This window comes from Cupriavidus sp. SS-3, from assembly GCF_035818815.1.
Lineage (GTDB): Bacteria > Pseudomonadota > Gammaproteobacteria > Burkholderiales > Burkholderiaceae > Cupriavidus > Cupriavidus taiwanensis_C.
On sequence record NZ_JAYLVT010000002.1, the window covers coordinates 521,744 to 543,137 of the forward strand.

Sequence of the window (21,394 nt, forward strand, 5' to 3'; positions counted from 1 at the left end):
GCGCCTGCCGTACATCGCGTCATGATCGCGATGAGCCACATTCAGGGATCAGGGTTTGCCCGGACGAGCAGCGCGGCGCACATGGGGCCCTTGCGGCACACCGGCCAGAGTACTCTAAACGGCGCCCGTTGCAAAAGTATGCAAGCCAGCGGCGCGGCAGCATGACTGGCGGCGACGACGATGCCCCGGCTGGCGCCGGCATCGCGGTGGCGCCATACTGGCGGGCAGTGCGCCGGCACACGCCGGAACCGATTCCACTCCGAGACGAGGTTTCCCCATGACTGAATTCCTTCCGCCGTGGCCGCTGCTGACGGCCTTCGTGGTGGCCAGCCTGGCGCTGGCGATCACGCCGGGTCCGGCCGTGGTCTATATCGTCACCCGCACGCTGGCGCAGGGGCGGCAGGCCGGGCTGGCCTCGATCGGCGCGGTGGCGCTGGGCAACCTGGGCAATGCCATCGGCGCCTCGCTGGGGCTGGCCGTGCTGTTCTCGGTGTCGGCGCTGGCCTTTACGGTGGTCAAGTACGCCGGCGCGGCGTACCTGATCTGGCTGGGCGTGCGAGCCTTGCGCGGCGGCGGCGGGGCCGATGGCGGCACCCCCGAGGTGTCGCCGCGCAGCCTGCGACAGGTGGTACGCGACGGCTTCGTGGTGGCGCTGCTCAACCCCAAGACCGCGATCTTCTTCGCCGCCTTCCTGCCGCAGTTCATGAACCCGGCGGGCTCGGCGCTGGCGCAGAGCCTGGCGCTGGGCGTGGCCTTCGTGCTGATCGCCGCGACCACGGATGCGTGCTACGTGATGGCCGCCGCCGCGGTGATGCCGGCGCTGCGCCGCGCCGGCCGGGCGCGCGCGCTGGGCCGCTACCTGACCGGCGCGGCCTTTATCGGGCTGGGTGTGTTCACCGCGGCATCGGGCTCGCGCGCGCCGAAGTAGAAGGGCGGGTGAAAAAACTGCCGCGGCTCAGCGCAGCGGCAGTTCGAGGATGCCGCCGGCGGCTGGGCGGGCACGCATGGCGTTGAGCCAGCGCTCCAGCTCGGGGCGCGGCTGGTGCTGGCGCGGCAGTCCCATCCAGCGGTGCGCGGCACAGGCCAGCGAGATGTCGGCCATGGTGAAGCGGTCGCCGCCGATGAACTCGCGTCCGGCCAGCGCCTTGTCCAGCAGCGCGGCGAGCGGCTCGGTGCGCTCGCACGAGGCCTCGATGGCGGCCGGGTCGCGCTCGGCTTCGGGCTTGCGCACCAGGTTCAGGAACGCGGTCACCATCGCCGGGCTGAAGGCGGTGGTCTGCCAGTCCATCCAGCGGTCGGCCGAGGCGCGCGCCTTGACGTCCTCGGGCCACAGCGTGCCTTCGCCGTAGCGTGCGCACAGGTAGCGCACGATCGCATTGGACTCCCACAGCACGAACGGCTCGCCACCGACATCCGTGCCGCGGAAATCCTCGATCACCGGGATCTGGCGGTTAGGGTTCAGGCGCACGTAGGCCTCGGTGTCGAGGTCGCCCTTGGTCACGCCGATATCGACGCGCTCATGGTCCAGGTGCAGCTCGCGTGCGCACCAGACCACCTTCTGCACGTTGATGGAGGAAAGCCGGCCCCAGATACGCAACATGTCGTCTCCCAAGTCAGGTGCGCCCGTTTGCCGTGGCGTCAGGCCGCGCGCGGCTGCCGCGCCGCGGCAATGGCTTCGCGGAACAGCTCGCCGAGGATCGCCACGCCCTGCTCGATGCGCTCCGCCGGCACCGTGACGAAGGCCAGGCGCAGCGCGTTGCGCTTCGGGTTGTTGGCATAGAACGGCGCGCCGGGTACGTAGGCGACGTTGCGCCTGACCGCTTCTTCCAGGATCACCATGCTGTCCAGCCCCTCGGGCAGCTCCATCCAGATGAACATGCCGCCTTCCGGCGTATTCCAGCTGACGCCTTCGGGCATGTGGCGCGCAAGCGCATCCAGCATGGTCTGGCACTGCTTGCCGTAGAGCTCGCGGATGGTCGGGATATGGGTGTCGAGCAGGCCGTCGCGCACGGTCTCGTAGGCCACGCGCTGCGTGAACGTGGGCGTGTGCAGGTCCGAGGCCTGCTTGGCCTGGCACAGCTTGAAATGCAGCTCGGGCGGGGCGATCACGTAGCCCAGGCGCATGCCGGGGGCCAGGATCTTGGAGAACGAGCCCATGTAGATCACGCCATCGGGGTTCATCGACAGCAGGCTCGGCAGCTGGTCGCCGGTGTAGCTGAGCGCGCCGTACGGATCGTCCTCGACCAGCAGCACGCCCAGTTCCTGCGCGCGCGCCACCAGCGCCTGGCGGCGCTCCAGCGGCAGGCGGCGCCCGGTCGGGTTCTGGAAGTTGGGCAGGGCGTACAGGAAGCGCGCGCCGGCGGTCAGCTCGGGCGTCAGCGCCTCGGGCAGCAGGCCCTTGTCGTCGCTGGGGATCGAGACGAATTCCGGCTCGAACAGCGAGAACGCCTGCAGCGCGCCAAGGTAGCTGGGGGTTTCCACCATCACCTTGCTGCCGGGGTCGATCATCACCTTGGCGATCAGGTCCAGCGCCTGCTGCGAGCCGGTGGTGATCAGCACGCGCTCGACCGCCACGTCATGGCGCCGGGCGACGAACTCGCGCAGCGGCAGGTAGCCTTCGGTCGCGGCGTACTGCAGCGCCGCCTGCGGGTTGTCGGCGAAGACGCGGGCCGTCGCGGCTTCCATCGCCGCTACCGGGAACGACGCCGGCGACGGCAGGCCGCCGGCGAACGAAATGACTTCCGGACGCTCGGTGACCTTAAGGATTTCGCGGATGGCCGAGCTGGTGAGTTGCTGCGCCCGGCGGGAAATGGCCCATTTCATGATGTGTCTCTAGTCTGCGGTGATTCTTGGGAGAGCGGCACGGCAACGGCCGGCCGCTCAGTCAACGATAAAGCTTCAGCCCTGCACTTCGGCGATCAGTTCGATCTCGACGCACGCGCCCAGCGGCACCTGCGCCACGCCGAAGGCGCTGCGCGCGTGCTTGCCCTTGTCGCCGAAGACCTCGGCCAGCAGCTCGGAGGCGCCGTTGGTGACCAGGTGCTGCTCGGTGAAGTCGGTGGTCGAATTGACCAGGCTCATCACCTTGACGATGCGGGTGACGCGGTTCAGGTCGCCGACATGCGCATGCAGCGTCGCCAGCAGGTCGATGGCGACGGCGCGGGCGGCGGCCTTGCCGGTTTCGGTGTCGATCTCCTGGCCCAGCTTGCCGGTCCAGACCTTGCCGTCCTTGCGCGCGATATGGCCGGACAGGAACACGGTGTTGCCGGTCTGCGCGGCCATCACGTAGGCGGCGGCGGGGGCGCTGACGGCCGGCAGTTCGATGCCGAGGCGGGCAAGGGTATCGTAGACCGAGGTTTGGGACATGTAGGCTCCAGTCAGTGAATGCGTCCGGGAAGGATCGGTGAGGGTTCCGGGGCAGGTGCGGATTGCTGCACGGCGGCGCGGCGGCCCAGGGCCACGACGGCAATCACCGCCACCGCGAAGGCGATGGTGGCAGCGTCGAGCGGCTCGGACAGGATCAGCGCGCCGCCCGCCAGCGTCAGGAACGGCTGCAGCAATTGTATCTGGCCGACGCGGGCCACGCCGCCTTTTGCCAGGCCGGCGTACCAGAAAAGGAAGCCCACGAACATCGAGAACACCGAAACATAGGCCATGCCGCCCCAGGCCCGCGGCGACGCCGCGGCGATCGCCGGCAGGTCGCGCAGCGTCAGCCAGGCCACCACCGGCACCAGCACCGGCAGCGATACCACCAGCGCCCAGCTGATGGTTTCCAGCCCGCCCAGCTCGCGCGACAGCTTGCCGCCCTCGGCATAGCCCAGGGCGCCCAGCAGCACCGCGCCGAACAGGAACCAGTCGGCATGCTGCAGGCCGCCGGCCCCCTGCCACACGGCAAAGCCGACCACCAGCGCGCTGCCGGCCAGCGCCGACAGCCAGAACGCCGGCGACGGCCGCTCGCGTCCGAACCACGCGGCGAACACCGCGGTGGCCAGCGGCAGCAGCCCGATCACGATGGCGCCGTGGCTGGCCGGCACCTCGCGCATGGCCAGCGAGGAAAACAGCGGAAAGCCCGCCACCACGCCCAGCGCGGTCACGGCCAGCCGCGTCCATTGCCCGCCGCGCGGGCGCCGGCCCGCGCGCAGCGCGCCGCGCCAGGCCAGCAGCGCCAGCGCCAGCAGCGCGGCCAGCACGGCCCGCGCCAGCGCGACGAAGATCGGGTCCAGTTCGGCCACCGCCATGCGCGTGAACGGCAGGGTCTGGCTGAAGATCGCCACGCCGACCAGGCCCAGCAGCATGCCGCCGGAGGCCGGCACGGCAGCAGCCGGGGGTGTCGTCGATGACAAGGGTGTTGGCGGAGCGGGGCGGCTGGCGGGCATGATTGGCCTCGGTGTTGTCAGGGTGTTGAACTCGCGGGTCAGGCTGCCGCGGGCACGCCGGGGCGGGCCCCGACCGCAATCCACAGCGCCGTCAGCGCCAGCGCCGCGCCCATGGCGCGGTTGAACCAGCGCACGCGCTGGCCGTGCTGCAGCCACTGCCGCAGCGACGCGCCCACCGCGCCATAGACGCCGTTGCTGACGAAGCCCAGCACGCCAAACACGCCGCACACCAGCAGCACGCGTTGCACCGGCGACGCCGCGCCCGCCATGTACGAGGCCGCCACCGCCAGCGCCAGCATCCACGCCTTGATATTGGCGTACTGCAGCGCCGCCGACTGCCACACGCTGAGCGGGCGCAGCACCTGCTTTTCGGCCAGCGCGGTGCTGCGCGCGATCTTCCACGCCAGCCACAGCAGGTAGGCCACGCCGGCCGCGTGCACGGCGGCGGCCAGCGCGGGCTGGCCCAGCACCAGCGCACCCACGCCCAGCGCGCACAGCGCCAGGATGCTGGCAAAGCCGAAGGCGACGCCGACGCAATGCGGCAGCGTCGCGCGCAGGCCGAAGTTGGCCCCGCTCACCGCGGCGATGGTGGTGTTGGGTCCGGGTGTGAACAGGCCGACCGTCAGCAGCGTCAGCAGCGCCGCGAACTGCGCCGTGCTCAGGCCGGTGAGCAGGTCCGTGAGCAGTGCCGAAGCGGTCATGCGAACGCCACCGCCACGCGCCGGTTGGTGCGGCTCTTCTTTTCGATCTTCGTCACCACCACCGCGCCGATCTCGCCGGTGTTGGCCACGTGCGTGCCCCCGCACGGCTGGCGGTCGACCCCGGGGATCTCGATGATGCGGATGCTGGCCGTGCCCGCCGGCGGCGCGGCGCCGATGGTGCGCACCAGGTCGGGCTGCGCGGCCAGTTCCTGCGGCGTGATCAGGGTGGTGCGCACCGCGGTGTTGGCGCGGATCAGCGCGTTCAGGCGCTCGCTCAGGTCGGCCTTGTCGAGCGTGGATTCGGGCAGGTCGAAGTCGATGCGCGCGCTGTCCGGCGAGATGCCGCAGCCGGTCACCGGCACCGGGATCAGCGAGCCCAGCAGGTGCAGGCAGGTATGCAGGCGCATCAGCCGGTGGCGGCGGTCCCAGTCGATCGCCACGGTGACGCGCTCGCCGACGCGCGGCAGCGGCGCCCCGGCGGCCGGAACATGCAGGATGCGGCGGCGGTCGTCGGCGTAGACCGTGTCGACGATGGCCACGGTGCGCCCGTCGGCCAGCGTCAGCGTGGCGGTGTCGCCGGCCTGGCCCCCGCTGCGCGCGTAGCACACGGTCTCGTCGAGCTCGATGCCCTCGGCGCTGGCGGCCACCACGGTGGCGGCGCAGTGGTCGAGGTACGGGTATTCGTCGAAACGCTTGCGGGTGGCGGACATCGGGGGCTCCTTGGGGCTTGTTGTGGGGACGGCTAGCGCAGGGTGCGGATGCCCTGCGCGGTTTCGATCTCGGCAATCAGTCCGGGCGGGCCGTCGTCCTGCTCCACCGCGAGCAGGTGGTCGGCACCCAGCCATGCCAGCCCCTGGCGCAGCAGCTCGGCGCGCGGGTGGCGCGCGCACAGCCGGCGCAGCGCCAGGTCCTGCCGCGGCAGGCTGGCGCCGGGGGCAGGGGTCACGTCCCACTGGATCAGGCTGGGCAGCGCGCCGTCGCCGGCGCTGCCGGCTTCGCCCGGCCAGGCCGGCAGGCTGCCGTCGGCGGGTACGGTGATGCGCCAGTGCAGGCTGCCGCGGCTCATCGGGATGACCGGGGCGATGCGTTCGGGATACTGGGCCTGCCAGCGGCTAATGTCGGCGGGCCGTTCCACGCGCGCGGCCCAGTGCAGCAGGAACGGGCCATCGCGCAGGCGCTGCCGGAGCGCTTCGCTGTCCAGGCCGAACCAGCGCGGCCGTGCCGGCGCCGGAGCGGTCGGATCGATCGCGATGACTTCCAGGTAGATGCCGCCGAACAGGCCCAGCACGCGGTTGTGCGTGCCCATGGCCGCATGCGCGCCGCCGCCCTGGGGCGCAATGCCCAGCACGCCGGCAACGTAGTCGGTGCCGGTGTCGAGGTCGGGGGCGGCAACGACGAGGTGATCGAGAGCTAGCTTCATCTTGGCTTGATGGTAGACAAGGTACTCGGTACAGTACCGGTACAGTTCAGCGGATCGTCTTCAGTACAGTTGCAGGAGCAGCACATGGATGCCCCATCCAGCAAGGGCGACGCCGGCGGCGTCAGCGCCGCCGTGGCCCGCGAGAAGGATAGCCGAGGCGGCGCGCAAGCCCCAGCCGGCGCCGCAGCCGCGCGCGCGCTGCAGCTGGCGCTGCCGTCCACCGCGCGCTTGCCGGACCCGGTGCCGTCGGCGCAGATGACGCTGGTCGAGCAGCTGACCGAATGGGCCCGCATGCGCATCGACGAGCGCGTGTTCCGCGCCGGCATGCGCATGCCGTCGATCCGCCAGCTGGCGCAGGAGAAGGGCATCTCGCGCTTCACCGTGGTCGAGGCCTACGAGCGGCTGGTGGCGCTGGGCTACCTGGAATCGCGCCGGGGCTCGGGCTTCTACGTGCGCGAGCGGGCCCCGGCCGCGCCGGCGGCGCCGGTCTCGCGCGACGCGCCGGCGGCGCGCAAGATCGACGTGACCTGGCTGCTGCGCAGCATGTTCCATACCGCCGAGGCACACAAGGCGCCGGGACTGGGCTTCCTGCCCAACGACTGGCTCGACGGCGAGCTGATCGCCAGCGCGCTGCGCGGGCTCGGCCGCCAGCCCGGCAACCATTTCCTGGCCAGCGGCACCCCGCAGGGCTTCCTGCCGCTGCGCCAGCAGTTGCGCACCCGGCTGGAAGAACTGGAGATCCGCGCCGGCGCCGAGCAGATCGTGCTGACCTCGGGCATCACCCAGGCACTCGACCTGATCGCCCGGCTTTACCTGCAGCCCGGCGACGCGGTGCTGGTGGGCGACCCGGCATGGTTCGTGATGTTCGGCCGCTTTGCCGCGCAGGGGGCGCAGGTGATCGGCGTGCCCTATACCGGGGAGGGCCCGGACCTGGAGGCGCTGGAGCGCATCGTGCAGGCGCACCGGCCCCGGCTGTTCGTCATCAACTCGGTGCTGCACAACCCGACCGGCACCTCGCTGTCGGCCGCCAAGGCGTTCCAGCTGCTGCGCCTGGCCGAGCAGTACGACTTCCTGATCGTCGAGGACGACATCTACTGCGATCTGTGCCCGCCCGGCCACGCCGCCACCCGGCTGGCCAGCCTGGACCAGCTGCGCCGGGTGATCTACCTGGGCAGCTTTTCCAAGACGCTGGCGGCCAACCTGCGCGTCGGCTTTGTCGCGGCGCATCCGGAGACGGCCGCGGCGCTGACCGACGGCAAGCTGCTGGCCGGGCTGGCCACGCCCGAGATCAACGAGCGGGTGCTGTACAAGGTGCTGACCGAAGGGCATTACCGCAAGCACGTCGAGCGCGTGCGCACCCGGCTCGACCGCGCCCGCGACGAGACCCGGCGCGAGCTGGAACGACTGGGCCTGCGCCTGTTCCCCGGCCAGCATGCCGGCATGTACCTGTGGGCCGACACCGGCCGTGATTCCAACGCCATCACCACCGCCGGCCATGAAGAAGGCTACCTGTTCGCCCCGGGCAGCCTGTTTTCGCCGTCGCAGATGCCGTCCGGCTGGATGCGCTTCAACGTCGCCAGCAGCGGCGATCCGGACATGCTGCGCTTCCTGGCGCGGCAGCTCGAGCGGCTGTAGCCGAGCGCCCGGCGCGCCCCCCGGGTCTTGAAAATGGCCCGGGCGTCCCTATTTTTGCCGGCACGGCCCCGGTGGCCAGCCAACCTATCCAGATTCGCCTGTTTTCAAGAGGAGAACCATGACCGCACCGCACGAGACGATGAGCTTCCAGGCGGAAGTGAAGCAGCTGCTGCACCTGATGATCCACTCGCTGTACAGCAACAAGGAAATTTTCCTGCGCGAGCTGGTCTCGAATGCTTCGGACGCCACCGACAAGCTGCGCTTCGAGGCGATCGCGAATCCGTCCCTGCTCGAGAACGACGCCGACCTGGCCATCCGCATCGAGGCCGATGCGCAGGCACGCACGCTGAAGATCACCGACAACGGCATCGGCATGAGCCGCGACGAGGCCATCCGCAACCTCGGCACCATCGCCCGTTCGGGCACCAGGGAATTCTTCCAGCAGCTGTCCGGCGACCAGCAGAAGGACGCGGCGCTGATCGGGCAGTTCGGCGTGGGCTTCTATTCGGCCTTCATCGTCGCCGACAAGGTCACCGTGGAAACGCGCCGCGCTGGCCTGGGCGCCGAGGAGGCGGTGCGCTGGGAAAGCACCGGCGACGGCGAGTTCACCGTCGACGCGATCGCGCGCACCGAGCGCGGCACCACCATCACGCTGCACCTGCGCGAGGGCGAGGACGATTTCCTGTCGGCGTGGCGCCTGAAGAGCATCATCCAGAAGTACTCGGACCATATCTCGCTGCCGATCCGCATGCCCAAGGAAGTATGGGATGCGGAAGCCAGCAGCTACAAGCGCACCGACGAGTGGGAGAGCGTGAACCAGGCCAGCGCGCTGTGGACCCGCGCCAAGTCCGACATCACCGACGAGCAGTACACCGCCTTCTACCAGCACATCGCGCATGACAACGAGGCGCCGCTGGCGTGGACCCACAACCGCGTCGAAGGCCGCAGCGAATACACCCAGCTGCTGTACATCCCGGCGCGCGCGCCGTTCGACCTGTGGGACCGCAACCACAAGGCCGGGCTCAAGCTGTACGTGAAGCGCGTCTTCATCATGGACGACGCCGAGCAGCTGCTGCCGGGCTACCTGCGCTGGGTCAAGGGCGTGGTCGATTCCGCCGACCTGCCGCTGAACGTGTCGCGCGAGCTGCTGCAGGAGAGCCGCGACGTCAAGGCGATCCGCGAGGGCTGCACCAAGCGCGTGCTGTCGATGCTGGAATCGATGGCCGACAGCGAGGACGAAGCCGAGCGCGCCAAGTACGACACCTTCTGGCAGCAATTCGGCCAGGCGCTGAAGGAAGGCGCCGGCGAAGACCAGGCCAACCAGGAGCGCGTGGCAAAGCTGCTGCGCTTCGCCTCGACCCATAACGACACCGCCGAGCAGAACGTGTCGCTGGCCGCCTATGTCGGGCGGATGAAGGAAGGGCAGGACAAGATCTACTACGTCACGGCCGACACCTGGTCCGCCGCGAAGAACAGCCCGCACCTGGAAGTGTTCCGCAAGAAGGGCATCGAAGTGCTGCTGCTGACCGACCGTGTCGATGAATGGATGTTGTCGTTCCTGCGCGAATTCGACGGCAAGGAGCTGGTGTCGGTGGCGCGCGGCGACCTCGACCTGGGCAAGCTGGCCGACGAGGCCGAAAAGGCCGAGCAGGAAAAGGCCGAAGCCGACTGGAAGGACGTGGTCGAGCGCGCCAAGGCCGTGCTGGCCGGCAAGGCCAAGGACGTGCGCGTGACGCTGCGCCTGACTGCATCGGCATCGTGCCTGGTCTCGGACGAGGGCGACATGAGCGGCTACCTGCAGCGCCTGCTCAAGCAGGCCGGCCAGAAGGCGCCGGATGCCCAGCCGATCCTGGAACTGAACCCGGAGCACGCGCTGGTGAAGAAGCTGCGGGACCTGCCGGAAGGGGATGCCTTCAGCGACCGCCTGCAGGTGCTGTTCGACCAGGCGCTGCTGGCCGAAGGCGGCATGCTGGAAGACCCGGCAGCCTACGTCCAGCGCGTGAACAAGCTGCTGGCCTGAGCGGACGCGATTCGGCCTTGCACACCGCTGGTTTGCTCCCCTCTCCCGCTTGCGGGAGAGGGGAGACAACAATCGCAGTTTTTGCACTGTCAGCAGGCCCCTGCGTTCTTGCCATGCCCGACACGTTCCCGCCTCAACCCGACCTCCACCAGGGCCTGCCCCCCGTCATCGACGCCCACACCCGCGTGCTGGTGCTGGGCAGCTTTCCCGGTGCCGCGTCGCTCGCCGCGCGCCAGTATTACGCCCATCCGCGCAACCAGTTCTGGCCGCTGCTGGGCGCGCTGACCGGCGAGCCGCTGGCGGAGCTGCCCTATGCCGAACGGCTGGTGCGGCTGCTGGCGCATCGCATCGGCGTGTGGGACGTGCTGGGCGCGTGCCAGCGCGAAGGCAGCCTGGACAGCAATATCCGCTATCCGCAGGCCAACGATTTCACGCGCCTGCGCGCGCTGGCGCCGTCGCTGCGGCGCATCGGCTTCAACGGCGGCACCTCAGGCCGCTTTGCGCCGCAGTTCGCCGCGCAGGGCTACGAGACCGTGGTGCTGCCCTCGTCCAGCCCGGCGCATGCCGCGCGCAGCTTCGAGCAGAAGCTTTCGTTATGGCGCAGCCTGCTGGACTGAGGGGCTCGCTGCCGGCATTGCGCGTATGGAATCGGCCTGCCTGGAAGTGACGCGTTCCGGATTGTCGTGGGCGATCGCGCACCTATACTGGAATCGGGCTGGCCCATGATTCCAAACCGGGAGTATCGGCCGCTCCTTGTGCGCCTTGCGGGCTCGCACTTTCTGACGCATGGCGCGAATGCATCGGAAGTGAGTTGCCTGAGCCGGCAAACATGCGGCAAGGAGGCAATCATGTTCAAGCATCTGCTGCTGGCGGTCGATGGCTCCGACCTGTCTGAATCGGCGTTCCGCAAGGCGCTCGCGCTGGCGCGGGACATGGGGGCGCGTACCACCGCGGTGCGGGTCTGTCCGAACTACCACGTGCTGACCTACCAGGTCGAGATGCTGGAGGACACCCGCGAAACCTACGTCAAGGAAGCCGCGGCGGGCGCCACGCAGTACCTGCGCGAGCGCGCCGAGGAAGCCAGCGCGGCGGGCGTGCCGTGCGACACCGCCTACGCCGTCAACGACCATCCCTACGAAGCCATCATCAAGACCGCCGAGGACAAGGGCTGCGACCTGATCGTGATGGCATCGCACGGGCGGCGCGGCATCCAGGGCATGCTGATCGGCAGCGAGACGCTGAAGGTGCTGACGCACAGCAAGATCCCGGTGCTGGTCTATCGCTAGCACGGCGACGCGCGTCAAGCAGCAGGCCCTGGCGGGCACCGGTTGCAAAACCGGCGCTGCCGGGGCCGCTTTTTTGCCGGCGCGAGGCGCTTCTGGCATCCTGAGGGCCTGTCCGCAGCCCCGTTTGCAACCCTATGCGGCGCCCGCGCCCGGGCCGCCGCCGCGCCTTTCTGTCACAATGCCGGCGGCTGGCGCGCCCGCCGTGGTTTCAAAGGTGATTTCCCTATGCGTATTTTCGGCATCAGCATCCATATCATCGTTGCACTGTTCTTTGCCGTGCACGCGGTGCGCACGCACCAGAACATGTACTGGCTGCTGATCCTGTTCCTGTTCCCGGGCCTCGGCAGCGTGGTCTATTTCTTTGCGATCTACCTGCCCGAGCTGCGCCAGTCGCGCGGGGCGCGCGCGGCGACGCGCGCCATCACGCAGCTGGTCGATCCCAACCGCGCGGTGCGCGAGGCCCGCTCGGATTTCGATCGGGCCCCGACGGTGGCGCACCGCATGCGCCTGGGCGCGGCGCTGCTGGCCGCCGGCGAGCCGGCCGAGGCGCTGCAGCACTACCAGGCGGCCGCCAACGGCCCGTTCGCGACCGATCCCGCGCTGCTGCAGGGCCTGGCGCAGGCGCAGTTCGCCACCGGCGATGCGCCCGGCGCGCTAGCGACGCTGGAGAAGCTGTTCGCGGCCCAGCCGCGCGCCCGCCAGCAGCCGGAGCCGGCCCTGCTGTACGCGCAAGCCCTGGCCGCCACCGGCGCGGCCGGCACGCGCGCCGCCTTCGAGCAGGCGCTGACCAGCGCCAGCGACGCCGCGCCGCGCTGCCTGTTCGCCGACTGGCTGGCGGCCCAGCCCGACCCGGCCGACCGCGAGCGCGCGCAGCGGCTGTATGCCGAAATCGTCCACGACGCCCGCCACTGGCCGCGCCACGCCCGCGACCACAACCGCGCCTGGCTGCAGCGCGCGCAGGCGGCGCTGGCCAGGTAAATCCGCGTTCGTTCCCATCGCCTCCATCGCCTCGGCGTGGGCGGCGAATGCCTTTCTCGACGACATGACCCTACTGAAACGCAAATCGATTGAAGCCGTGGCCTCGCGCCGTCCGGCCCGCGGCACCCGCACCCGTGGCGAGGCGCCAGCCCGCGAAGAAAAACGCATGACGCCGCGCTTCGCGCCGGTGACGTTCTCGGAAATGGAAGGGGTGCGCTACCTGCACTTCGGCACCGAGTGGGTACAGGGCGCGATGCGCCTGCGCAAGCCGGATGCGATCGAGCTGGAATACGCGCAGCAGATGATGGCCTGGCTGCTGTTCCTGTCGCCGTCGGTCGATGAATTCCACGTGGTGCAGCTGGGCCTGGGCGCCGCGGCGCTGACCAAGTTCTGCCATCGCCAGTTCAGCCGCGCGCGGGTGACCGCGGTGGAGCTGAACCCCGCCGTGATCGTCGCCGGGCGCAGCATGTTCGGCCTGCGCGAGGACGACGCACGGCTGACCGTGCGCGAGCAGGACGCCTGGGACTACGTGATGGACGGCGCCCACGCCGGCGCCGTCGACGTGCTGCAGGTCGACCTGTACGACGCCACCGCGCGCGGCCCGGTGCTGGACACCACCGCGTTCTACCGCGCCTGCCGCCGCACGCTGAAGGCGCCGGGTGTGATGACGATCAACCTGTTCGGCGACCACGACAGCTTTCCGAAGAACATCGAGCGCATCTGCGATGCCTTCGACAACCGCGTGCTGGTGTTTCCGGAAGTGCATGACGGCAACATCATCGCGCTGGCCTTCAACGGGCCGGAAATCGATGTGGCGTGGGACGTGCTGGAAGCGCGCGCCGACGTGGTCGAGGGCACCACCGGGCTGCCGGCGCGGGACTGGGTGAAGAAGCTGCGCGCGGCCAATGCACGGCAGGAAGAGCGGTTGATGATTTAAGCACCTCTCCCCCGCAAGCGGGAGAGAGGAGAAAACCCTCGGCGCGCGGACGCCTTCACTCCTTGTGAAAGAACTGCGCCAGCGACCACTCGTCGGTGCGCGCCTCGTACTTCAGACCCTTCTTCATCGCCCACATCGCCAGCTGGCTGTGCGACGGAATGATCGCGTGGTCGGCCAGAGCGAACTTTGCCGCGACGCGCGCGTTGTCCTCGCGCGCCTTGTCGCTGCTGACCGTGGTCAGCGATTTCTCGATCAGCTGGTCCAGCTGCGGGTTGCTGTACTTGCCCCAGTTCCAGGTGCCGTAGCCGGTCTTCGGGTTGGGCGTGCCGGTGATCGAGCGCAGCGCCACGTCGGCGGCGGCCGAGCCCCAGCCCAGCATCTGGAAGGCAAACTCGCCCTGGCGCGCGCGCGTGAAGTAGGCCGCCACCGGCATGGTTTCCACCCTGGTCTGGATGCCGATGCGGGTCAGCATGCTGGCGGTGGCCTGCGCCACCGCGGCGTCGTTCAGGTAGCGGTTGTTGGTGGCGTGCAGCGTCAGGGCGAAACCGTCCGGGTAGCCCGCCGCGGCCAGCAGCTTCTTCGCGCCTTCCGGGTCGTAGGCGTCGGGTTTGGTGCCGGGATGGCCGAAGATCTGCGGCGACACGATCGACGAGGCCGGCACCGCCAGCCCCTCCATGATGCGGCTGACGATGGCGTCGCGGTTCAGCGCCTTGCTGACCGCGGCGCGCACGCGCCCGTCCTTGAACGGATTCTTGCCCAGCGGCTTGCCCGCCTTGTCGGTGACAAAGGGCGGGTTGTCGCGCGACTGGTCCATCTGCCAGAACACGGTGCGCCACGACACCTGCTGCTCGATTTTGAACTTCGGGTTCTGCCTGAGCTTGGCGACGTCGGCCGAGGGCACGCTCTCGATCACGTCGACATCGCCCGCCAGCAGCGCGGCGCTGCGCGCGCCGTTGTCGGTGATGATGCGGAACACCGCGCGGTCCCACTCGGGCTTCGGGCCCCAGTAGTCGGGATTGCGCGCCATCACGATTTCCTGGCCGCGCGCAAAACGCACGAACCTGAACGGGCCGGTGCCGATCATGGCCTTGCCGGAGTCGAAATCGTTCTGCGTCAGCGTGGCCGCGATCTTTTTCGGCATGATCGGCACGCTGTTCAGGTCATTGGCCAGGTTGGCGTAGTTGGGCACGCTCATGGTCAGGCGCACGGTGAGCGGGTCGGGCGTGTCGATGCGGGCGATCGGCTTGGTGTAGCTGGTGAACGAGCCCGGGCTGTTGACCAGCTTCTCCGGCCGCTCCAGCGAGGCCTTGACGTCTTCGCTGGTAAAGGGCGAGCCGTCGTGCCACTTCACGTTGGGGCGCAGCTTGATTTCCCAGGTGATGGCGTTGACCGGCTTCCACGACAGCGCCAGCCCGGGGATGTAGCGCGCGTTCTTGTCCATGAACACCAGCGACTCGAACACGTGCAGGGCAATGGCGTTGTTGGGACCGGCATTGTTCCAGTGCGGATCCATCGACGTGACGTCGGCGGCCAGGCCGATGCGCAGGTCTTCGGCATGCGCGGCGCCGGCCGGCAGCAGGGTGAAGGCGGCGCTGCCGAAGACGAGCGCCGCGGCGGCACGGAGCACCGCGCGGCGCGCGGGAGTGGCACGGCGGCGCGGCGGACGTTGCGGCGGCAGGGCGTGGATCATGGTCATCGGGCAGGCTCCTCGTACGGGTCCGCGCGGTCGCGGACGGGTTCTCAGACGGGTTTGTCCCGCATTGTGCCGCTAAAGTGGCATGGTTGCAGCCTTGCTGGCAGGGCTGCCCGGTAAAATGGCGTCCATGTTCGCCAATTCCCGCACCATCGTCTCGGCGCAGTCCGATGTCCATGAACACCTGGTCGCGCGCGTCGCGCGCCACCTGGCCGAGCCGTTCCGCAAGCCCATCGGCGAGCCCAGCCGGCGCGAGCTGGCCGCGGCGCTGCAGCGCTGGCAGCAGGCTGGCGGCGCGCCGCTGATCCTCGATGCCGGCTGCGGCGTCGGCGAAAGCACGCTGCGCCTGGCCACGCAGTTCCCCGGCCATTTCGTCATCGGCGTCGACCAGTCCGAAAAGCGCCTGGCCGCCGGCAAGGACTGGTGGGGCGACGCGCCGATGCCGGCGAATTTCTGCTGGGCCCGCGCCGATCTGGTCGATGTCTGGCGGCTGCTGCAGGCGGATGCGGTGCCGGTGGCGCGCCACTACGTGCTGTACCCGAACCCGTGGCCGAAAATCGGCCACCTGGGGCGGCGCTGGCAAGGGCACGCGGTGTTCCCGGCGCTGGCGGCGTGCGGCGACTACCTCGAGTGCCGCAGCAACTGGCGCATCTATATCGACGAGTTCGCGCAGGCGCTGGAACTGGCGGGACGGCCGGCGCGGATCGAGGCCTGGGCGCCGGCGCAGCCGATGACGCCGTTCGAGCGCAAGTACGCGGCCTCGGGCCATGGCTTGTGGCGCTGCGTCAGCGAGCGGCAGCCCGGCTGAACGCACGATGAAAAACGGCCCGCAGTGCGGGCCGTTTCGCTGCCTGGCTCGCTGCCAGCGCGCTTAGTGGAACAGCGGCTGCTGCGTCGGCGCGTCTTCCGGCAGCTCGGCGTGGACGATCTCGCCGTTGCGGTCGGCGTACAGCGGCGTGCCGCAGTCTTCGCAGTATTCCGGATCGAACAGCGCGGCGTGGCGGAAGATGTCCTCGACGCCGGCATTGCGCAGTTCCTCGCAGATCTGCTCGAGCGGATTGCCTTTTTCGTCGGCATCGACCTCGCCGGCTTCGCGGCCGTAGACCGGCCAGACGATGCCGTAGATCACATCCTTCTCGCCGCGCATGGTGAAGCCGACGCGGTATTCCTCGACCACTTCCTCGCCGAAGGCGGCCACCACCGCGGCCAGTTGACCCGCGGAGATGTCCAGCGTGCCGCACAGGTAGTTGACGGCGGCGCGCACGGTCAGCGGGCGGATGCTCTTGTCGGATTCGCGGCAGGACAGGAAGAACGCGTCCGGCAGCAGCAGCTCGAACTCGCAGCCCGGCAGCAGCAGCGCTACCGAAGGCTGCACCTGGCTGCGCCATTGTTCCAGGCAGGTCGAGCGCTCGGCGTGATGGTCCTTGGCGTCTTCCTGCCAGCGGAACAGCGCCTGTTCGCGCGGCGCCACCACCACCGCCAGCAGGTAGCGCGGATCGGCCAGGATCGGCGCGGTCTCGGGCAGGTCGCGCAGGTCGACCTTGGGCACCGCGCCGGCCAGGGCGGCCGCGGCCAGCTTGTGTGTCAGCGCGAAGGTGTCGCTGTGCGTGCGCGGCAGCTGGTCGATGCTGTACAGGTAGGGCGACAGCGCGACCTTGGTGCCGTTGGCGAGCACATGTGCCTGCAGGTGCACCGCCAGGGTCTGCGCCAGTTCGGGCTTGAGCGTGCCGGACGGGATCGCGTAGCGGGTGTGCGCCAGGATCGGCGCGGCGATCAGCAGCGCGTCATAGTGCTGGCCGTCGACCTCGATCGAGGCGGATTCGGCCAGCGTCTCGGCCTGCTCGGCGAGCACGTCGGAGGCGTCGGCATTGTGCTTGAACAGGTGCTCCAGCGCCGCGTCGAGCGCGGTCTGGCTACCGTTCTTCAGCAGGCGGCCAAGGCGCTGCGAAAGCCGCCGCTCCCAGTATCCGTCTTCCATGCGGCTGCCCGATGCGTCGAGGGCGAGCGCATCGGCCACCAGACGCTCGGCGTCGGGAGAGAGTCGCGGGGAAGCCTTGGGGCGAAAACCTGCCATAGAAAGAAACCGTCCGTTTTTTGCGTAAAACGGTATTCTACTCGTTGCGTTGACAGGGAGACCGCTATATGCGTGCGGTCGATGTGGATGCTGCTGCCTGCGCGACGATTATTTCTCGGCCGGGGCGGGGGCCGCGGACGCTGCCGGGGCCGCGGGTGCATGGCTCTCGACGCTGTGCGATTCGCCGGAAATGGAAACGTCGCTACCGCCCTTGGTCAGCAGGTAGAGGGCCGCGCCGGCGACCACGATGAATGCGATGAGGATCTTGACCATGGTGTCTCCTGGTTCTGGGTGATGCCGGGGTCCGGCTTGCGGTCGTTCGGCCGCGTTCTTGTGCGACACAGTTTGACAGCCATGGCTTGCGTCAAACTTACACGCGATGCGCGGGCCCGCAGGTGATGCCCGAGTCGCAAGCGCCAATGAAAAAACGCCGCCTGCCCCGGACCTGGAAAGGACGGGACGGGCGGCGTCGTTGGCGCGGATGGCGCTGATGGCGCTCAGGCGGCCAGCAGCTGGCGCAGCACGAACGGCAGGATGCCGCCGTGGTTGTAGTAGTCGACCTCGATCGGCGTATCGATGCGCAGCAGCACCGGCACGCGCTGCACGTCGCCGTTGGCGCGCTTGATCACCAGCACCACGTCCTGCTGCGGCTTCAGGTCGCCCTCGATGCCTTCGATGTCGAAGGTCTCGTTGCCGGTGATACCCAGCGTCTGGGCGCTGTCGGCGCCCTTGAACTGCAGCGGCAGCACGCCCATGCCGACCAGGTTGGAGCGGTGGATGCGCTCGAAGCTGCGCGCAATCACGGCCTTCACGCCCAGCAGCTGCGTGCCCTTGGCCGCCCAGTCGCGCGACGAGCCGGTGCCGTATTCTTCGCCGCCGAACACCACCGTGGGCGTGCCCTCGGCGACATACTTCATCGCCGCGTCATAGATCGACATCTGCTCGCCGGTGGGCTGGTGGATGGTGATGCCGCCTTCCACGCGCGCACCGTCCGCCGTCGGCGGGATCATCAGGTTCTTGATGCGCACGTTGGCAAAGGTGCCGCGCATCATCACCTCATGGTTGCCGCGGCGCGAGCCGTAGCTGTTGAAGTCGGCCTTGAGCACGCCGTGCGACAGCAGGTACTTGCCCGCCGGCGAGGTGTCCTTGATCGAGCCGGCCGGCGAGATATGGTCGGTGGTCACCGAATCGCCGAAGATGCCCAGCGCGCGCGCGCCGCGCACGCTCGCCGAGGTCGCCGACGGCTCCATGCTGAAGTCCTGGAAGAAGGGCGGCTCGGCGATATAGGTGGAGCGGGGCCAGTCGTAGACCTGGCCCTTGGTGCCCTGGATCGCGCCCCACAGCTTGCTCGGCTTCTTGACCTGCTCGTAGTTGCCCTTGAAGGTCTTGGCGTCCATCGCGTACTTCATCAGGGCGTGGATTTCGTCCGAGCTTGGCCAGATGTCGCCCAGCCAGATGTCGCGGCCGTCCTTGCCCTTGCCGACCGGCTCGGTCATCAGGTCGCGCGTGACGTTGCCCGCGATGGCATAGGCCACCACCAGCGGCGGCGACGCCAGGAAGTTGGCGCGGATGTTGGGGTGGATGCGGGCCTCGAAATTGCGGTTGCCCGACAGCACCGCGGCCGCGACCAGGTCGTTGCTGGTGATGGCCTCGTTCAGCTCGGGCGTCAGGTCGCCGGCATTGCCGATGCAGGTGGTGCAGCCGTAGGCGGTCACGCCGAAGCCCAGCTTTTCCAGGTACGGCAGCAAGCCCGCGGCCTTCAGGTATTCGGTGACCACGCGGCTGCCCGGCGCCAGCGAGGTCTTGATATGCGGCGCCACGCTCAGGCCGGCTTCGACCGCCTTCTTGGCCAGCAGGCCGGCGCCCAGCAGCACGCTGGGGTTGGAGGTGTTGGTGCACGAGGTGATGGCGGCGATCAGCACGTCGCCGTTGCGCACTTCGATGCCGTCGGCGGTGCTGTAGCTGCGGTTCAGGTCGGCGGCATCCTTGTTGAAGCCGTTCTCGGCCACCGGCTTGCTGAACAGCGAGGCAAAGGTGCTCTTGACGTTGCCGATCTCGATGCGGTCCTGCGGGCGCTTGGGGCCCGCCAGCGACGGCGCCACCGTGGCCAGGTCCAGCGTCACTACCTTGCTGTAGTCGATCTCGCCGGCGCCGGGGATGCCGAACATGTCCTGCGCCCGGAAATAGCCCTCGAATGCGGCGATTTCCTCGTCGGTGCGGCCGGTGCCGCGGAAGTATTCGATGGTCTTCTCGTCCACCGGGAAGAAGCCCATGGTGGCGCCGTATTCGGGCGCCATGTTGCCGATGGTGGCGCGGTCGGGCAGGGCCAGGCTGGCGGTGCCTTCGCCGAAGAACTCGACGAACTTGCCCACCACCTTCTCCTTGCGCAGCATCTCGGTGATGGTCAGCACCAGGTCGGTGGCGGTCACGCCTTCGCGCAGGCGGCCCTTGAGTTCGACGCCGACCACGTCCGGGGTCAGGAAGTACACCGGCTGGCCCAGCATGCCGGCCTCGGCCTCGATGCCGCCGACGCCCCAGCCGACCACGCCGATGCCGTTGATCATGGTGGTGTGCGAATCGGTGCCGACCAGCGTGTCAGGGTAGTAGACGCCGTCCTTGCGGTGCACGCCGCGCGCCAGGTATTCCAGGTTGACCTGGTGCACGATGCCGAAGCCCGGCTGCACCACGCCGAAGGTGTCGAAGGCCTGCATGCCCCACTTCATGAACTGGTAGCGCTCGTTGTTGCGCTGGAATTCCAGCTGCATGTTCAGGTCCAGGGCCTTCTTTTCGCGGAAGTGGTCGATCTGCACCGAGTGGTCGACCACCAGGTCCACCGGCACCAGCGGCTCGATCTGCTTGGGGTTCTTGCCCATCTTCTCGGCGACGTTGCGCATCGCCGCCAGGTCGGCCAGCAGCGGCACCCCGGTGAAGTCCTGCAAGACCACGCGCGCCACCACGAAGGGAATCTCGTCGACGCGCTCGGCGTTGGGCTTCCAGTTGGCCAGCTGGCGGACGTGTTCCTCGGTGACCTTCTTGCCGTCGCAGTTGCGCAGCACCGATTCCAGCACCACGCGGATCGACACCGGCAGGCGGCCGATGTCCAGGTCCAGTGCCTCGCCCAGCTGGGGCAGGGAGTAATACTGGCCCTTGCCGGAAGAGCCGATGCTGAATTCTTTTAGCGTGTTCTTGAGGTTGTGGGGCATTGCCGTACTCCGATCGAAGGATGATGCGATGGCATTGGCTCGGACCTGAATCGAGACCCCGGTGCGCTGCCACGGCGTTTGACCGCGGTCCGAGGCAGGCAGCGCACTGCAACTGCATACTCTAACCGGGGTGCGGCTCCGCCGCCACCCGGCACGGCAAGGCAAAAGGGCGCTGGCGGCCGCAAGGCAGCGGCCGCCAGCGCCCCGGTACGGCTTACTGCTTGGGCGCGGCGGTTTGCTGGGTGCTTCCGGGCTGAATCGTCTGGCCGTCCGGCGGGGTCACCAGCAGCGGGGTGGTGGCCGGCGCGCGCAGGCCGCCGGCCTGGGTCGGGGCCGCGGCGCCGGCCTGCATGGCGGCGCTCTGGCAATCGTCGGCGAGGCGCTGGCCCAAGTTCTTGTTGAACAGCATGGCCTTGCTCGGGATCACCACCAGGTCCAGGCCGGTGCGGGCGTCGTAGTAGCGGTCGGCGCCGGTCACCGTGGCCTGGCGCGGCAGCTTGTAGTCGCGGCCTTGCCAGTGCACGGTCAGGATTTCGTCGCGCAGCATGTCGCCGGCGATATACAGGCTGTTGCCCAGTTCGCATTGCCACTTCTCGCCGCTCGGGGTCACCGCCGCAGCGGTGCCGGCCGCGGCGGCCGCGCCGGCGGCGGCCTTCTTCTTGGTCGACGACTTCTTCTTGGTGGTGGTCTTCTTGGCCGGCTCCTGCGCCATCACGGCGGTGGCGGTGGTCAGGCTGAAGGCGCCGATGCAGGCGGCAAGGACAAGATGTTTCATTTTGTGAGTGCCTTTCGGATACTGAAATCGATTTATGGTCATGTGCCCCCGGCAGGCGGGCGGCGCTGGGATCATTGCCGCCGCTATTCTCTACGATTTGGCCGGGGCGGCGTAGTGCTCTGGGCTTTGGTTACATAATCGGCGCCGCTGTTGGGCCGGCTTCACTTGGGCCGGCTTCACTTGCGCTTGCCGATCGGCACGAACTTCAGGTTCTCCGGCCCGGTGTAGTTGGCGCTGGGGCGGATGATCTTGTTGTCGATGCGCTGCTCGATGATGTGCGCGGCCCAGCCCGAGGT

Annotated in this window: 20 protein-coding genes and 1 pseudogene; 8 read left to right on the top strand and 13 right to left on the bottom strand. The window is 68.9% G+C overall.

The annotated features are described in order from the left end of the window. Positions 1 to 277 precede the first annotated feature (277 nt). Complete coding sequence (locus U9J39_RS05805) at positions 278 to 928, top strand: LysE family translocator (protein WP_115710234.1); 651 nt, start codon at positions 278 to 280, stop codon at positions 926 to 928. A gap of 27 nt (positions 929 to 955) precedes the next feature. Here U9J39_RS05805 and U9J39_RS05810 read toward each other — a convergent pair whose 3' ends face one another. The 7 genes from U9J39_RS05810 to U9J39_RS05840 form a co-directional block, all read right to left on the bottom strand. Beyond that, positions 956 to 1,600, bottom strand: coding sequence for a glutathione S-transferase family protein (locus U9J39_RS05810; RefSeq protein WP_115710232.1), 645 nt, complete (start codon positions 1,598 to 1,600; stop codon positions 956 to 958). A gap of 38 nt (positions 1,601 to 1,638) precedes the next feature. Beyond that, positions 1,639 to 2,823, bottom strand: coding sequence for an aminotransferase-like domain-containing protein (locus U9J39_RS05815; RefSeq protein WP_326346724.1), 1,185 nt, complete (start codon positions 2,821 to 2,823; stop codon positions 1,639 to 1,641). Positions 2,824 to 2,898: 75 nt separating this feature from the next. Then, positions 2,899 to 3,366 carry a RidA family protein gene (locus U9J39_RS05820; protein WP_115680699.1) on the bottom strand — a complete coding sequence of 156 codons (468 nt, stop codon included), beginning with the start codon at positions 3,364 to 3,366 and terminating at the stop codon, positions 2,899 to 2,901. An 11-nt stretch (positions 3,367 to 3,377) separates the two neighbouring features. Next, positions 3,378 to 4,295 carry a DMT family transporter gene (locus U9J39_RS05825; protein WP_116378962.1) on the bottom strand — a complete coding sequence of 306 codons (918 nt, stop codon included), beginning with the start codon at positions 4,293 to 4,295 and terminating at the stop codon, positions 3,378 to 3,380. A gap of 119 nt (positions 4,296 to 4,414) precedes the next feature. Then, positions 4,415 to 5,077 (bottom strand): LysE family translocator, encoded by a 663-nt coding sequence (locus U9J39_RS05830; protein ID WP_326346725.1) that lies wholly within the window; start codon positions 5,075 to 5,077, stop codon positions 4,415 to 4,417. Further along, positions 5,074 to 5,787, bottom strand: a complete 714-nt coding sequence (locus tag U9J39_RS05835; RefSeq protein ID WP_326346726.1) for an alanyl-tRNA editing protein — start codon at positions 5,785 to 5,787, stop codon at positions 5,074 to 5,076. The genes U9J39_RS05830 and U9J39_RS05835 overlap by 4 nt, the downstream gene beginning before the upstream one ends. Positions 5,788 to 5,819: 32 nt before the next feature. Continuing rightward, on the bottom strand, positions 5,820 to 6,497 hold the full coding sequence (locus tag U9J39_RS05840; protein ID WP_115710223.1) for a VOC family protein: 678 nt from the start codon (positions 6,495 to 6,497) through the stop codon (positions 5,820 to 5,822). Positions 6,498 to 6,581: 84 nt separating this feature from the next. On the opposite strand from U9J39_RS05840, the gene U9J39_RS05845 reads away from it, so the two are divergent. From U9J39_RS05845 to U9J39_RS05870, 6 genes are all read left to right on the top strand, one after another. Beyond that, entirely contained in the window at positions 6,582 to 8,132 is a 1,551-nt protein-coding gene (locus tag U9J39_RS05845) for an aminotransferase-like domain-containing protein (protein ID WP_326346727.1), read from the top strand. 118 nt (positions 8,133 to 8,250) lie between these two features. Continuing rightward, complete coding sequence (htpG, locus tag U9J39_RS05850; protein WP_326346728.1) at positions 8,251 to 10,152, top strand: molecular chaperone HtpG; 1,902 nt, start codon at positions 8,251 to 8,253, stop codon at positions 10,150 to 10,152. A gap of 113 nt (positions 10,153 to 10,265) precedes the next feature. Continuing rightward, positions 10,266 to 10,769 (top strand): DNA-deoxyinosine glycosylase, encoded by a 504-nt coding sequence (locus tag U9J39_RS05855; RefSeq protein WP_115710217.1) that lies wholly within the window; start codon positions 10,266 to 10,268, stop codon positions 10,767 to 10,769. A 231-nt stretch (positions 10,770 to 11,000) separates the two neighbouring features. Then, the gene (locus U9J39_RS05860) at positions 11,001 to 11,438 is read left to right on the top strand and encodes a universal stress protein (protein WP_111521449.1); all 438 of its coding nucleotides are present in this window, start codon (positions 11,001 to 11,003) and stop codon (positions 11,436 to 11,438) included. Positions 11,439 to 11,663: 225 nt separating this feature from the next. Continuing rightward, positions 11,664 to 12,416 carry a tetratricopeptide repeat protein gene (locus U9J39_RS05865; protein ID WP_116312853.1) on the top strand — a complete coding sequence of 251 codons (753 nt, stop codon included), beginning with the start codon at positions 11,664 to 11,666 and terminating at the stop codon, positions 12,414 to 12,416. A gap of 64 nt (positions 12,417 to 12,480) precedes the next feature. Then, positions 12,481 to 13,353 (top strand): spermidine synthase, encoded by an 873-nt coding sequence (locus U9J39_RS05870; protein WP_326346729.1) that lies wholly within the window; start codon positions 12,481 to 12,483, stop codon positions 13,351 to 13,353. Positions 13,354 to 13,408: 55 nt separating this feature from the next. On the opposite strand, the gene U9J39_RS05875 is transcribed toward U9J39_RS05870, so the two are convergent. Next, the gene (locus tag U9J39_RS05875; protein ID WP_326346730.1) at positions 13,409 to 15,049 is read right to left on the bottom strand and encodes an ABC transporter substrate-binding protein; all 1,641 of its coding nucleotides are present in this window, start codon (positions 15,047 to 15,049) and stop codon (positions 13,409 to 13,411) included. 118 nt (positions 15,050 to 15,167) lie between these two features. Between U9J39_RS05875 and trmB the strand changes: the two genes are divergently transcribed. Continuing rightward, positions 15,168 to 15,854: a tRNA (guanine(46)-N(7))-methyltransferase TrmB gene (gene trmB, locus U9J39_RS05880; RefSeq protein ID WP_326346737.1), complete on the top strand. Its 687-nt coding sequence runs from the start codon at positions 15,168 to 15,170 to the stop codon at positions 15,852 to 15,854. Positions 15,855 to 15,917: 63 nt separating this feature from the next. On the opposite strand, the gene U9J39_RS05885 is transcribed toward trmB, so the two are convergent. The 5 genes and pseudogenes from U9J39_RS05885 to U9J39_RS05905 form a co-directional block, all read right to left on the bottom strand. Next, positions 15,918 to 17,120, bottom strand: coding sequence for a DUF2863 family protein (locus U9J39_RS05885; RefSeq protein ID WP_115680688.1), 1,203 nt, complete (start codon positions 17,118 to 17,120; stop codon positions 15,918 to 15,920). Between the two features lie 108 nt (positions 17,121 to 17,228). Continuing rightward, positions 17,229 to 17,393 carry a hypothetical protein gene (locus tag U9J39_RS05890; RefSeq protein WP_172581746.1) on the bottom strand — a complete coding sequence of 55 codons (165 nt, stop codon included), beginning with the start codon at positions 17,391 to 17,393 and terminating at the stop codon, positions 17,229 to 17,231. 224 nt (positions 17,394 to 17,617) lie between these two features. After that, positions 17,618 to 20,323 carry an aconitate hydratase AcnA gene (acnA, locus tag U9J39_RS05895; RefSeq protein WP_115710208.1) on the bottom strand — a complete coding sequence of 902 codons (2,706 nt, stop codon included), beginning with the start codon at positions 20,321 to 20,323 and terminating at the stop codon, positions 17,618 to 17,620. 214 nt (positions 20,324 to 20,537) lie between these two features. Next, positions 20,538 to 21,098, bottom strand: a complete 561-nt coding sequence (locus tag U9J39_RS05900) for a hypothetical protein (protein WP_115680686.1) — start codon at positions 21,096 to 21,098, stop codon at positions 20,538 to 20,540. Between the two features lie 176 nt (positions 21,099 to 21,274). Beyond that, positions 21,275 to 21,394, bottom strand: a pseudogene (locus tag U9J39_RS05905) (2-methylcitrate synthase); the annotation flags it as partial.